General features: G+C 34.9%; 14 protein-coding genes and 1 riboswitch. Of the genes, 5 read left to right on the top strand and 9 right to left on the bottom strand.

All coding sequences use genetic code 11. The annotated features are described in order from the left end of the window. Positions 1-31: 31 nt before the first annotated feature. Positions 32-790, bottom strand: coding sequence for a C40 family peptidase (locus ACFSO7_RS08100; protein ID WP_377876802.1), 759 nt, complete (start codon positions 788-790; stop codon positions 32-34). Positions 791-1183: 393 nt separating this feature from the next. On the opposite strand from ACFSO7_RS08100, the gene ACFSO7_RS08095 reads away from it, so the two are divergent. Both ACFSO7_RS08095 and ACFSO7_RS08090 read left to right on the top strand, forming a co-directional pair. Beyond that, complete coding sequence (locus ACFSO7_RS08095) at positions 1184-2128, top strand: ABC transporter permease subunit (protein ID WP_377876801.1); 945 nt, start codon at positions 1184-1186, stop codon at positions 2126-2128. Beyond that, positions 2128-3054: an ABC transporter permease subunit gene (locus tag ACFSO7_RS08090; protein WP_377876800.1), complete on the top strand. Its 927-nt coding sequence runs from the start codon at positions 2128-2130 to the stop codon at positions 3052-3054. The genes ACFSO7_RS08095 and ACFSO7_RS08090 overlap by 1 nt, the downstream gene beginning before the upstream one ends. A 51-nt stretch (positions 3055-3105) precedes the next feature. Here the strand turns inward: ACFSO7_RS08090 and ACFSO7_RS08085 are convergent, their stop codons facing one another. The 6 genes from ACFSO7_RS08085 to ACFSO7_RS08060 all read right to left on the bottom strand — a co-directional run bounded on the left by ACFSO7_RS08085 (position 3106) and on the right by ACFSO7_RS08060 (position 10434). Further along, positions 3106-4095, bottom strand: coding sequence for a phosphatidylglycerol lysyltransferase domain-containing protein (locus tag ACFSO7_RS08085; protein ID WP_377876799.1), 990 nt, complete (start codon positions 4093-4095; stop codon positions 3106-3108). 164 nt (positions 4096-4259) lie between these two features. Beyond that, on the bottom strand, positions 4260-5666 hold the full coding sequence (locus ACFSO7_RS08080) for a lysylphosphatidylglycerol synthase domain-containing protein (RefSeq protein ID WP_377876798.1): 1407 nt from the start codon (positions 5664-5666) through the stop codon (positions 4260-4262). A 100-nt stretch (positions 5667-5766) separates the two neighbouring features. Next, positions 5767-7182, bottom strand: coding sequence for an amino acid permease (locus tag ACFSO7_RS08075; RefSeq protein ID WP_377876797.1), 1416 nt, complete (start codon positions 7180-7182; stop codon positions 5767-5769). Positions 7183-7673: 491 nt separating this feature from the next. Further along, positions 7674-8465 carry a hypothetical protein gene (locus ACFSO7_RS08070; protein ID WP_377876796.1) on the bottom strand — a complete coding sequence of 264 codons (792 nt, stop codon included), beginning with the start codon at positions 8463-8465 and terminating at the stop codon, positions 7674-7676. Between the two features lie 151 nt (positions 8466-8616). Then, on the bottom strand, positions 8617-9549 hold the full coding sequence (locus ACFSO7_RS08065; protein WP_377876967.1) for an NAD(P)H-dependent flavin oxidoreductase: 933 nt from the start codon (positions 9547-9549) through the stop codon (positions 8617-8619). A 345-nt stretch (positions 9550-9894) separates the two neighbouring features. Continuing rightward, positions 9895-10434 carry a VUT family protein gene (locus ACFSO7_RS08060; RefSeq protein WP_377876795.1) on the bottom strand — a complete coding sequence of 180 codons (540 nt, stop codon included), beginning with the start codon at positions 10432-10434 and terminating at the stop codon, positions 9895-9897. A gap of 80 nt (positions 10435-10514) precedes the next feature. Further along, positions 10515-10557, bottom strand: a riboswitch (PreQ1 riboswitch). Between the two features lie 194 nt (positions 10558-10751). Here ACFSO7_RS08060 and ACFSO7_RS08055 point away from each other — a divergent pair. The 3 genes from ACFSO7_RS08055 to ACFSO7_RS08045 all read left to right on the top strand — a co-directional run bounded on the left by ACFSO7_RS08055 (position 10752) and on the right by ACFSO7_RS08045 (position 12567). Then, positions 10752-11558: a CPBP family intramembrane glutamic endopeptidase gene (locus tag ACFSO7_RS08055; RefSeq protein ID WP_377876794.1), complete on the top strand. Its 807-nt coding sequence runs from the start codon at positions 10752-10754 to the stop codon at positions 11556-11558. Positions 11559-11682: 124 nt separating this feature from the next. Then, positions 11683-12210, top strand: coding sequence for a thermonuclease family protein (locus ACFSO7_RS08050; protein ID WP_377876793.1), 528 nt, complete (start codon positions 11683-11685; stop codon positions 12208-12210). Positions 12211-12222: 12 nt separating this feature from the next. Next, on the top strand, positions 12223-12567 hold the full coding sequence (locus ACFSO7_RS08045; protein WP_377876792.1) for a hypothetical protein: 345 nt from the start codon (positions 12223-12225) through the stop codon (positions 12565-12567). A gap of 94 nt (positions 12568-12661) precedes the next feature. On the opposite strand, the gene ACFSO7_RS08040 is transcribed toward ACFSO7_RS08045, so the two are convergent. Together ACFSO7_RS08040 and ACFSO7_RS08035 are read right to left on the bottom strand one after the other, a co-directional pair. Continuing rightward, the gene (locus ACFSO7_RS08040; protein ID WP_377876791.1) at positions 12662-13606 is read right to left on the bottom strand and encodes a ring-cleaving dioxygenase; all 945 of its coding nucleotides are present in this window, start codon (positions 13604-13606) and stop codon (positions 12662-12664) included. Positions 13607-13658: 52 nt separating this feature from the next. Continuing rightward, the gene (locus ACFSO7_RS08035; RefSeq protein ID WP_377876790.1) at positions 13659-14102 is read right to left on the bottom strand and encodes a MarR family winged helix-turn-helix transcriptional regulator; all 444 of its coding nucleotides are present in this window, start codon (positions 14100-14102) and stop codon (positions 13659-13661) included. Between the last annotated feature and the right edge of the window lie 274 nt (positions 14103-14376).

Below are 14376 nucleotides of genomic sequence, written 5' to 3'. Positions count from 1 at the left end.
AGCCCTGGGGGACCCCCAGGGCTTTAAAGTCCTAAAATGGTGATTTCGCTCCGAGGTAGCGTTGTTTCCAATATGAGTTGTTTAGGTCACTGATAATTACTCCTAAGGATGTACTTGCATGGATGAATTGATTATTACCTAAATAGATACCTGCATGTGATGGTCCAGATGTTGTTTCAAAGAAGACGATATCACCAATTTTTGGTGTAGATACAGGCTTGGTCGCACTCCAAATGGTGGCCACTGTTCGAGGAATGGAAACACCTACTTTCGAGTATACGAAGTTCAAATAACCACTGCAATCAAATCCTGATGGTGTCGAACCTCCCCAAACATACGGAGTTCCAATATATTTTTTCGCTTCGCTTACAAGTGTATCCACTTTTGAAACGGATCCGTAAGTTCCTGAATCTGTCGATACTTTTAAAACTTGTCCAACATAGATCATGTCTGATATTAATCCATTAAGTGATTTTAATTGATCAACAGTGATTCCTGCATTCTTTGCGATAACCCAAAGCATATCACCAGATTTTACAACGTAGGTGGTTGAAGTAGAATGTGTGTGTGGAGCTAATAGAGAAAGAGTTTGATTGATATAAATATTATCTGAAGTTAATTGATTCCATGTTTTTAGTTCGTTTACAGTAATTCCGTTTGCTGTGGCAATTTTCCAGAGGGTATCACCCGATTGAACTTTATATGTGTTTTCGTGGGCACTGGCTGCTCCATTCATACTTGTGAAAAATAATCCTGCAGCTGCTGCGGCAATTAGTAGTTGCTTCTTCATGATGTGTCATCTCCTTTTTTTCGATGTTCTATCTCCATACTAATTGTCTGAAAAATGATTTGGTAGCCTAAAAAACTGGATGAACTAGCAAACTATAACTCTAATGGGAAAATAATCAACAAAAATTTCAAAAATAAAATGAACTGTCTAATCGACTTTATTAAGATTACTAAAGGTTTTCGAGGTATTTCAAGATTTCGTCTGTAACACAATTGTAATAAATTATTAATAATACTAATATCACCATCACTACAAGTGGCTTTTCTTTGCATCTAAATAATGGAAAATATCCTAATAATCTTGTAAAATATAAATTGTATTTTTTTTCAGATAATTCATTCAGGCTTCACTGCAAAATTTCTCGTAGTGAACAATGAAGAAAGTGGTGGTTTTATGAAATTAATTTTTAAACTTATAGGCGGATTTTTCATATGGTTACTCATAACAATCGTGATGTTTCTTATCATTCTCATACCAAGAGATGCGGTTTATCAACCGGATCCTAAAAGTCATCATATTAATGGAACCTATAAATTTTCATGGGATGCCTATAAGGAAAATATTAATCAATATTATCAGATGGTCATTGAAAAGAAGAGCTTCGGAGAAACAAAGTTTGGGACAACCGTAGAGGAAGAACTCTTTCATTATATGAAACGAACGCTGACCATCATTATACCAGCATTTATCATCAGCATTTCACTCGGAATATTGAAAGGAATGTATGATTATAGAAATATGAGATCTTGGAAAAATTGGACTGGGAGTGGAACCACTTGGCTATTTCAGTCTGTGCCTGATTTTTTCATTATTATTTCGGTTCAATACGGACTTATTTTATTGATGAGACAAAGTTTTCCTCATATTGATATTTATGGTTATGATAAATGGTACAATACTCTCTTGCCTATTTTTTTCCTTTCCCTTTACCCATTTTCCTATATCGCTAGTATTACTTCAATTGCGATGAGTAATGAAGAAGGGAAAGATTATATTATCACTGCTAAAGCAAAAGGAATGAACGAAAGAATCATCATCTATAAACATATGCTTTGGAATTGCTGGTCCAAAATTTTAAGTCAATTTCTTACGATTACTCTTATCTTGATTTCTAGTTCGATTATTGTGGAATATTTAACGTTTTATCGAGGGGCAGGAAAAAGATTACTTGATTCATTGCAAGCAAAGTCCACATTTATGGTTGGACAAGGTTTTCCTGTAGAAGTTTCAACCGTCGTTGGCTTTTCATTCGGATTTATGATATTAATCTTAGTCTCTATATGGATTCAACTCATCATTTCACACTATCTTGTTCCAACATCAAAGGAGGTTAATTAATGAGGAGAATAGTAGATAATAAACCTCTTTTTATTGGATTGCTCTTTTTTCTTATTTTATTGATCATGATAGTATTAGGACCATATTTGCCATTTATTGATTCTGAATTAACTAAACACGGATTTCTCAAGACGGAGAATAAGATTATCCCTCCTCCCTATGATCCAAGTGGCCAATTTTTACTCGGTTCTGACCGGAGTGGGAGAGATTTATTAAGTGTTCTTGTCCTTGGTTCCAAGGAAACTTTTTTTACAGTATTAGTCATTAGTGTTTTATGCTTTATCATCTCAGTCCCTTTTGGATTACTAGCCGCTTTTAACCGTTTTGGGCAAATGGCCTTACATAATTGGAATATCTTATTTTCAAGAATTCCTTCCTTGTTTTTTATATTACTTATGGCAAATAATCCACTGATTATTTTCTCAAATAAACGCTGGATATGGTTAATTGTTATTATTATCGTTCTTGAAGTGGGCAGACTTGCTGAAATACTTCGTCAGCAGCTTAATGATTTGAAAACATCAGAGTTTATTTTATCAGGGCTAGCCGTCGGCAATAAACCTTTATATATGTTTCGTCACTATTATTTGCCATACATCTTTCCACAGCTATCTGCTGTCTTTGTCATGCTATTAGGTAAGATCATGTTTTTAATTGGACAACTTGGGATTTTTTCTATCTTTATTTCCCAAAAATTTGTCATGGTTGGCGGAATTATTGGTGGCCCGCCTATATATGAAATGCAAAATGCATCTCTTGCTTGGCCAACCCTTCTTGGAAACATCCTATACGATATCCAGAAAAATCCTTGGATCCCGTTTTCAACCGCATTATTCATCACATTCTTTATCATGACCTTTAATTTACTTGGGCAAGGAATCCGTAACCAAATCCAAAAACAATACCGGGTCAAGCATAATTTATAAAAATAGCCCCAATGTCATCTTAATTGATGAAGTCGGGGCTATTTTTAACGTTCATTTTTTTCTATTAATTAGATAGGTTAGCTGTAGCATCGTAAATAATAAGGATGTTTTTCGTTTATAAGCTAAATACTTTGGCTCCCACAGATCCGCATATTTATCTTTAAACCTTCGAACACCTTCGAAATGATAAAACACATGACCTTGTTTATAAATTTGGGCAGCGATTTTTTCACTTAAAAAAGAATATTTAGAGATTCCGACATTGGACAACGGCGCCATTCCCAAATTGAAATATACAAAACCTTCTTCCTTTGCCCATTCCAATAGGTTAATAAAGATGAAATCCATCGTTCCATTTGGTGAATCAGGTAAAAAGCGCATTATATCAACGGAAATCGTTTGATGTTGATCATAAACTGGCATAATGGTTGAAAAAGCAACAACCTCTCCGTGTTGGTTCGTAACAGTGGCAATGGGATCAAGTGAAATATAAGATTCATTAAAAAAGCCTAATGAAAATCCTTTTTCGGCTCGCCCACCTAACCAATGATCCGAAATATATTTTAATTGTGTAAGCAACTCATTAGAAAATGGTGGGTGTATGATTTCAAACCGATACCCTTCACGTTCTAATTTATTTTTACCAGCTCTCAATCCCTTCATTTTTTTACCTGATAATGAAAATTCCTTTAAGTCCACATACCCTTCTTCACCGAGTTTGATAAAGTCATATCCATTTTCATGAAGATAAGGAAGCATTTTCTGACTTACCTGATAATAGATGGGAGTATATCCAAATCGATCGACACTTTCCTTCAGTTCTTCAATTGATTTAAAAATTGCTCCCTTTTCCCCAACGGGATCACCTAATACGACAACTTTATCTGCAATCGTTTGATAGGAAAATAACACTTTATTATCCTTCGTCCAATAGACAGCTTTATCATGTAAAAATAAAAGGTGAGAAAGAACGGTTCCACCATATTTATGTAAGTGCTCAGATATTTTTGTTGCTTCATTGATTGACGCTTTTTTTTCCATTTTAGGTGGGCGCTTTATCCAAAAAGCAAGAAATAATATACAAAAAGCGAACAAAGATCCAATCAATCCACTCATCCACAAATCCGAAGGTTCTGTATAAATAAAATCACGGAATTTCTCGGGAATTCGAATCGGATTCTTCGGTAGATTGGCATATCCGATACTTAAGAAAAACCTAATACGATGAAAAGAACGACTACATCAAAGAGGATTCTTCCCCAGGTGTAAACAAAATTTTCTCGATAAAAGCGTTGTCTTGAAAGCCAGAGAACAAATGCAACAAATAGTACAAAAAGTGCTTCTTCGTAATCGAAGTTTTTCGAAAAGGTAAAAATGGCTCCGACTATTAGCATAATGAAGGTTAAATAATAAGCCCTCTTTACTTTATATTCAATCCCTCTAGCTAATCCTAATAAGGTAATCCCTACACCAATAGATAATAAATGAGATAAATTCATAATCGGCATTGATAAAAGTCGATCCATAAATTTAATTCTTTCAATTATAGCTGGTAGGGATGCTGATAATAACAAAATAACCCCGGAGCAAAACACTAAAATCGTCACAAAAAAATGACTAACATTCCCAATTATAACAGTTGGTAGCCCACTCCATCTTACATTCAATTGCTTCCAAAAATGACGAATCAACATAAATAGACCAATGAAAAAAGGAAAGAAATAATAACTAATACGGTATAAAAGTAAGAGTAAAAGCGCTTGTTCCTCGAAAACGCCAAGATTGGATAATCCAATCATAAAAATAAAGTCGAATGACCCTAAGCCACCAGGGATCATACTTATAACCCCAGCCGAAGCTGCAACTATTCCAATGGAGAGAGTTTCTGAAAAAGATACGGATATCCCCAATACCTTTGCGATCATAAAAATTGTAATAAAAACAAACAACCACTCAAGTGTGGAGATGAGTAGAAGACTATAAGTAAACCGACGTTCTTGTTTTTGAAAGATGTTGATTCTTTTTGTAAAATATAGCACTAAAAGCATAACAGGCAAATAAATAGCAATACCCCATACGGCAAAAAACAGCCAACGATATTCAATTAACATCGAATGATCTAATGGCCCAAGAAGGAAACACCAACAAAGAATCGAAAGTCCAGATAAATAAAAGGCTGAGAGCTCAGCAATCCCTTTTATCACATCCATCCGATCTTGTTTATATTTTTGGTAAAAATAAGTTCTTAAAGCTGAACCAGCAAACCCACCAAATCCAAATAAATTGGACATTGTATTACTAATAAAGGAATACTGAAAAAGTAATGGGATCGGGATATTCATATGTAATCTCTTTTTTAGGATTAGATCATAGAAACTCATGATATTGACACTGATTAGACCAATGATAAGGATCAAGATTACATGATAAAGTCCAAGTTCATTCATATGCTTTTGCAATAAATGCACATCAATGTCTTTAGTAAATTTCTTACCTTCCCATAGAAGGAAAAAAAGAAGTCCAAAAGGGATGGTCAATTTTAATAACGGTAACCATTTTTTATTTTTAAAGAACTGCAACATATAAACCCCATTCTCTTCAAAAATCATCATGTCCATTATAATCCATTGTGCCCATTTACATCACGATTTTATAAAAAAAAGAAAGAACAAGGCTTTTTCCGATTCACCTTGTCCTTTCTTTCGATAAGAATTAAGAAACTTTTTTCTCTACTTCGTTATTCCCGTTATAGGCTGCCATTTTCCGTTTTGCCACGAAATGGTAATACAAGTACGTAGCGAGCATAAATGGTATTCCACAGTATAATGCCATTCTTTGCTCAGGAATGAAAGCTAAGCTTATAATAACTAATACATTTAATGTTAGTGCTAATAGTGGTACAAAAGGATATAAAGGAGTTTTATATTTTAAATCTTCTATCTTTCCACCTTGTTTTAAAAATTGCTTTCTACCGAGGTAATTCGAAAGTGCAATGGATGCCCAAACGACTACTGCACCAAAACCAGCGATAGATAGAAGCCATAAATAAACCGTATCTTCAGCAAATACACCACAAAGTAAAGATAAACAACCGACTACCATACTTGCTGACAATGCATTGATTGGAACTCCTCTTTTGGAAAGCTTCCCAAAGAATGGAGAGATCATTCCCTTTTGTGACATCGACCACATTACACGAGACGTTGCATATAATCCAGAGTTTGCAACGGATAATACAGCAGTAATGATGACGAAATTCATAATGTCAGCTGCATATGGGATTCCGATTCTATCGAATACGACAACGAATGGGCTTTCAACTAGTCCTGCTTCCTTCCATGGGAACAATCCTGCAAGTACGAACATGGCTAATACGAAAAAGATAAGAATTCTCCATACAGTATTATTAATCGCTTTCGGAATTGTTTTTTCAGGATTTTCACTTTCCCCTGCCGCAACCCCTACAAGCTCTGTTCCTTGGAATGAGAAATTGACACCAATCATTGTGATCAAAATCGCCAAAACCCCATTCGGAAAAAGTCCGCCATGATCAGTAAAGTTGGATAAGAAAGGTGCTGAGTCTCCCCCATTCATATCTATAATGCCAAACATTGCTGCGCCACCTAATATAATAAACCCTATAATGGTAACAACTTTAATACTAGAGAACCAAAACTCAACTTCTGCAAAGCTCTTTGAAGATAATGCATTAATCGCATATAAAATAACAGCGAAGACCACACACCAGATCCAGGCAGGAGTGTCTGGAAACCAACGTTTCATTAAAATACTAACGGTGATTAGCTCTAAACCGACTGTCACGGACCAATTCAACCATGATAACCAACCGATCACATATCCAGAAGATGGAGAGATGAATTTTGTTGCATATGTTTGGTAGGAGCCAGCATCTGGAACAGCAACAGCTAATTCACCTAAACAAAGCATTGTTAAATACATAACGAAGCCACCAACTAAATAAGCTAAAATAGCACCTCCAGGTCCTGCTTCCCCGATGGTGTAGCCGGAACCTAGAAATAATCCCGTTCCAATGACTCCCCCAAGAGCAATCATAAATAAATGTCGACCTTTTAATTCCCTTTTTAAATCTTTGTTTTCATTTAACATAAATGTCCCCCTCTGTAGATGTTTCCTCTTGATTGTAAGCTTTTAAAACTAGCTATCATTACTTACAAGAAATTCCGATTAACATGCAGAATTTTCAGAAATCTAATTCAAAAAATAGTTGAGACAACTGACATGAATTCTACTTGAAATGGTAATTAAATATTTGCAAGTATCATGCCAAAAATATAAATACTATTTTGAAAGCGTTTTCTAATAATTTGAGACTAATAACTGCAAACTTTTTTTGCCATCTATTAATAATCTTCTAAAATAGTGCAAAAAATACTTTCTTTAGATAATAATTTCACATTAAAAGCATCTTTAATCCAACTTAAAACAGTATTTACGATAGTATTGATAATGAAGTTTTTGTAATTAATAACTTTTAAGCTAAAGCAAAATATTTTTGCGACATAAATTAAAAAATATAATAACATAATATTTTTATTTTTTTCATACAAAAAAATCCCCATTTTAGGGATTTTTCTACATTATTGTAATGGCAAAGGTTTCACAAACCAGCTGTTTCCTACACGTTTTAGGTGAAAGGAATGACCGTGTTCTTCCCCTTCAAAAATGAAGTTTACTGCAGCATCGTGTTCATTTTGAATCACTTCAAATTCTCTTACTTTGTTTAATTTGGTCATAAACTTACGAGTATTGTCAGAGGTAACCTCGTTTCTAGCTTCTTTAATAAACTGATCTTCAGATATTTCCATCGAACCCTCAGGATAGAAATGGTAAAGAGTCCCATAATCTTCCCCTGCTTCTGTGTACATATAGAGTCGAAAAATATCAAATGGTTGATAGCCTTCTACTGCCACTAAACTCCGATTTTCTTTAATATGATTAAATAATCCCAATATCTCCTCATCTAATTCAAGTACGGAGTTTTGAAGAACGATCTTATTTGGTTCGACGATAAATTTCTCAATCGTTTTTTGTTCTATTTTTGTATCGGTATAAATAAATTTCACTTCCACTCCATCTTCAAAAGCAATTAACTGTTCCATAGCGAAGTCCGTTAATTGAAAAGCAAAGGGCTCCCCATTCATATTTATTTCAATGCTGTGTGGGTCAATCCGTCCAACTAATATGCCAGTCCCTTCATGTTTTATCTCTATATTACTTGAAGATTGATCATTTGCTACCTTTCCCCCAATTTTGTTTTCCATATCTTTCGGCTCAGTTTGTGTTTGATCAACAGAACCACAACCAGTCATTAAACTCACAACTGATGTCGTGACCAATAATAATGCAGCCATTTTTTGATACATCTTCATGAAAGACACCCCAGATTTACTTAATTTTGATATTAATTCCAATAACTTTGACGAATGTCATTCAAAAAAGTTGCATCATAAGGTAAAGTGATAATTTTCAAAAAAAAATCTCCCAGTCTATCTACTGGGAGACATTTCTACAGATATTGCATTATAATTTATCAATCTGAATAGTAGAGTATTCGTCGATAATTTGATCGATTATTTGTTGGACAGGCAGTATTTCTTCAATTTCATGCACTCTCGCTCCAGCAAATACTAACCCGTTTTCAACATCGCCATTTAGTGATTGGATTAAGGAATCTAAAGTACAAAAGCGATAGGAGCAATTTTTCAAACAATCATGGCATTTGGTAATTTTTATTTTGTTAGATCCCGTAATTAAATCAGTTAAATGATTTTTAATTGCTCTTCCCTGTAAGCCAACAGTTGTTTTAACAAGAACCAAATCTTCTTTTTTTGCATCCACATATTTTTGTTTAAAGGCTAATGGAGCATCACATTCAACGCTTGCTACGAATCTTGTTCCCATCTGAACACCTGATGCTCCCATTTCAATCGCCTTTGCCACATCAAATCCGGTTAAAATTCCACCTGCTGCAATCACAGGAATGTTTACCGCTCCAACTACTTCAGGCAAAATATCAAACATCGGTCGATCTGTTCCTAAATGACCACCGGCTTCAAACCCTTCCACTACTACAGCTGAAGCTCCAAGCCGCTCAGAAAGCTTAGCAAGTTTCGCCGAAGACACGATAGATAGGACAGGGATTCCATATTCTTTTCCCCATGCATACATATCACGTGAAATACCTGCGCCGGAAATAATAAAATCAACCTTCTCTTCTAAAGCTGTCTTCATTTTTTCAGCAAAATCATTCATCGCAAATAATACATTTACACCGATGTAGCCAGCATCCCTTACCGCTTCCTTTGCTTTCCTAATATGAGCACGAAGCTCATCAACTGTAATTCCAGTTCCAGAAATGATTCCAACTCCACCAGCTTTTGCAACGGCAGTGGCCAGACCACTTAATGATATTCCTACTCCCATTCCTCCCTGTAGGATGGGTACCTTTGGCATGATATGCCCAATTTTTAATTGTGGAAGCTTCAAGTTTAAAACCTCATTTCAAAAATGTAAGTACTAGAAACCTAGACTTCTACTTATTTTAACAGTGATCTCTAAAACAAACTGTGATTTATATTACCAAGTCTTAAAATCTAGTAATTAATTTTAGAAAAGCGCGGGTCGCCTTGATAAGCCCCGACAGCCACCTGGAAAATTGTTCTCTGACTTTTTGGGTGGCGAACATTTGACCTCGAGGGGCAAGGACGCTTGCGCTGGACAATTTTCAATTTCTGAAAAATTATACTTTCTTACTTCATAAAAAAAACTGCCACAAATTGTAGCAGTCCATTTATACACTTAATTAGCCAGCGTACTTTTATGAAATTGATTATTAATAATATTTAATACAATGGCACCTAAAGCTTGAATTAGCGTTTTTACTAATACTTGACCGATGATGGCGAATGGAATGGCTTCCCATGGTAAAAAGTTTGCACCAAGTGGGCTAAGACCAATAATAACGAAGATAACTGAATCTAGCAATCCACCAACGAGCCCACTGTAAAAGACCCTCCAAGCCATCGGTAGTTTTAACCGTGAATATATTTCCGTATCGGTTGTTTCGGCTACGGCAAATGATAATGCCGAAGCTAAAACAATCAGTAATGTATCTCCAAGTAAATAAGAAGCTAAGGCAGAAAGCAATAATGCAATCGCGATAAATAAATATGTTTTTCCCCGACCGTATTTATTTTGAACAAGATCTCTGAAAATAAATGTTGCTCCTATTAAAAGGGTTCCCATAGGCACGATAAACGGTCCCAAGTTTAATGGTGCATAGGCTGCGGTTACTACATTCGCTGCAATAATAGCAACTAAGTACATTATGATTCTCATTTTTTGTAATCTCCTTTTTTATTTTTTCTAGAAAGTTCCTAAAAAAATAAAAAAACAGCACAACTAAGAAAGTTGTCCTGATTTCCTTAGTTTTTTAGAGAGGGTAGCTAGAACCTCTACCGCAAGAAGCGGGTTTGTATTTAATTCACTTATTGATTTTATCATAAAATAATTTATTCGCTACCCCTTAAATGTATTCTTATTTAAAATATTTCTCTTAGTTAACATAATAATATTATGTGATATTATTTTCCGTTTACTTATTTTTCTTCAAATGTGGTAAGATGGAATCATTCTTTTTTTAGTGAGGGATTTTTTTGAAAAAAAACATTTTCGTTGGAATCATTGGATTTATTTTCTTAGATTTATATTTTAATTTGTTACCTGTTCAACTATCAAACTCGTACATACAACTGGCTACCATTCTTTTATTTTTTCCTCTGGCGCATATTTTATCAAAATTTGTTGGGTTAAATGGGTTATCAGGTATTGGCGTACATTTCCATTCTGGTTGGGCTCGAAACTTTATTTTAAGTTTTCTCATTGGATTTTCCTTTTGGGTGCTGTTAAATGGGTATTATTTTCTGATTGGTGAGTACACTTTCGTAGGAGTAAATAAACGCTTTTTCGGAATGCCATTATTAGAGGTTATCGTCGGCTATTTATTAGGATCAATAATCAATGATATAATGATTCGAGGCTATTTGATCACCCTATTAAAGGATAAGCTTTCAATGAAATGGGTTCTTTCCATCAGTATTACCGTCTATGCCTTGGAGGATTTTTGGTATGCAGGTTTTAGCCTGGATAATATCATTTTCTCAATTGTTTTAGGATTTTCATTAACATATGCTTTTTATAAAACAGGTTCGATCTGGGCGAATACGGGAATACATTTTGGGTTAAATATGGTCTATGGATTATTATTTGGTCAGATGGGGAAACCGAATAGCAGCCTCTTGATTATAAACGAATCTAGTAAGGAATTCTTACTATCTCAAATAGTAGATTTAGCCGTACCGTTTATGATGTTCCTGTTTATGTTATGGGCAATTCGTTTTTATAAAAAAACGAATGAAAATAAGTCTGATTTGCAATTGGTATCAATCGTTAACCAAAACTAAATATCACCCTCTCCCCTATAACAAAATGAGATATGATATGATTTCATTTATTGGGGGGATTTTTTTTGCTTCTTAAAAAATTGTAATCGTCACATTCATTTTCTTGCTAAGAATAGGAATATCTATGTATTCCGCAAACACAACAATGGCTCACAACGGTGGACGGGATGAATTAGGTGGTCATTTCAGGTCAAGTGATTGTATGTACCTTCTACACGAACCCACTCTTTTATCAAAAACGGCTATAAATATAGACGAGCTCCTAGCGCTTATAAAAAAACATAATGGTTCGAAATGTGTCGCAAGCCTAACCGTGAACAAAATTGACTTAGAGGGTTATATTTTCGCTTCAAACAGAGGGTCTGAGCCAACAACCGTTGATACTAGCGAACCGCTTCAAATTGGTAAGAAATATAAGGCTACCTTAGAAAAATGTACGGACGGTGATACGGCTACTTTTTCAATCAATGGAAAGTCGTATAAAACGCGTTTTTTATACATTGACACTCCTGAAAGCACGAAGCAAATCGAACCGTATGGCAAAGAAGCAAGTAAATTTACTTGTCAATTTTTAAAAAAGGGGACAATTTCGTTAGAAACCGATGGTCATGATTTATTCGATAAATATAATCGACTTCTTGCGTGGGTGTAGGTTGGAAACGAGTTGCATCAAGAAGTAATCACAGCTGCTGGTTTGGTTGAAGATTTCTATGATTACGGGACATATCGGTATGAGGAACGTGTTGTAAAAGCTATGCTGGAAGCGAAGAATCAGAAGATAGGACTATATGCTTCAGCTGCGGAACATAAAAGCGAGTCCAATTCGCCTAAAATTAATTTAAAATTAAAAGGAAAAAACAATCAGACCAGTCAATCATTTTCTGAAACTGAAAAGGAAGATAACGAAAAACATACATCAAAAGGTGCTTGGCTTCCAATTATTTTAGGTGCACTTCTTGTAATAGGTATTCTATTTTATTTAAAGGTTAAATTTTCGCTTTTATTATAGTTGCAAGTGTTAAAGCCGAAACTCCAATTGAGGAGTTTCGGCTTTTTGTCTTCTTTCATACCTTTTGTTGGATCAATAAGATATTTTTCTAAAATTAATTATCCTCAATTGGTTTTAAATTACCTTCAATCTCAACACGGCGTTTTTCTAAAAACGGTGGTAAATCTAATTTTTCACCAAGTGTTTCGATGTCTCCGTCAATTGTAAAACCTGGTCCATCGGTTGCAATTTCAAATAGAATGCCGTTAGATTCGCGAAAGTATAAGCTCTTAAAGTAGAATCGATCCACAATGCCTGATGTATGGAAGCCACGTGCACGTACTTGTTTATCCCAGAATTCAAGCTCTGCCTCATCCTTGACCCGAATGGCTAAATGATGAATACTACCTCGCCCAGGTTTTTCAGTAGGACCGTCTAAATATTTCGCAACGATTTCACCAAATACTTCACCTTGAACCGATTGAAAAATTACTACATCTTCCGTACGTGAAACTTCTGTGTATCCAAATATTTCTGAAAGAGTACGCGCTAGTTTATCGAGCCTGCGAACGGTTATTTCCACTGATCCCATACCTTGAATTCGATGTTCTTCAGGTATGATTGATTTATCCCACGATTCCCAATGCTGAACTGTCTTACCATTTGAAACAAGTAGCACCATGCGGAGCCCTTCAGAATCTTCAAAGAGCAATGCAGGTTTATTAGCATACGTTGTGATGTCACTGTGTTGTACACCATATGCCTCAAAACGAGCTTTCCAATATGTTAAGCTTGCTTCCGTTTGAACAAGTAAACCAATTTGAGTAATAGCGTTTGTGCCTCGATATGTGCTTCCAACAAGTGGGATTTCAAAGAATGATAACTCTGTCCCAGCACTTCCTGTTTTATCTCCGTAAAATAAATGATACATCGACGGATCATCTTGGTTCACCGTCATTTTCACACGACGTAAACCAAGTACATTACGATAAAAGTGGTTATTTTGTTTTGCATTTTTTGTAATCATTGAAATATGATGATGTCCTGGAATTGTATACATAAATTACCCCTCCTATTTGTCATTTGATTAATCAAGTGATTCAATAAGAAAATTACTTGTTCGGTAGTTTCTTTTTTTCACTATTTTTTTGTACTCGAGTCATAAGTGAATATAAAACTATTTGTTCTTCTCTAGATAAACATTCATCAAAAAACGAAGATTGGAATGCAAGTTGTTCAAAAAACGCATTATCAAGTTTTTCCTGACCCTTCTTTGTTAAAAAAATTGTTTTCGTTTTCCACTTTTGCTTGCGTTCAATGAGTCCGTCTTTTTCAAGGCGAGCGAGCATACGCGAAATACCACCTTGAGTCACTGTGACTTTCTCAGCTAGTTCACTTTGTGTTAATGGTTCGTATGATGATATTTGCATTAACACATCAAATTGTGCAGTTGTTAAATCAAACTGCTTTAAGAATTCATTTGAAAGTAAGTTACTTTGATGTGTAAATCGAGTGAGTCTTAGCCAGATTAATGATCCGCGAGTATTATGCTGCATTTTTGTTCTCACTCCCTTCCGTTACTATCACTTTACCACTCAAATGATAATAGCACAAGAAAAATATCTTGAATTCAAGATACTTTGTAAATGATGTGAAAAATTAGCATTTTGTTCTAACTCATAAACACATTTGCCTAAATTTCAGGATTAGCTTTGTCATTATTCACCCTAATCAAAGACATTTTACTGCTTACAAATACAAGTATTGTCTTTAAGACTCCATATAAGGACATTTTTCACGAAATACGATTAAGTTTATCCTTCAAAGGTT

It is taken from the genome of Bacillus sp. CGMCC 1.16607, from assembly GCF_042683745.1.
Taxonomy (GTDB): domain Bacteria; phylum Bacillota; class Bacilli; order Bacillales; family Cytobacillaceae; genus Pseudoneobacillus.
Note: the sequence above shows the minus strand (reverse complement) of the source record. Positions and strands in the feature narration are given on the sequence as shown.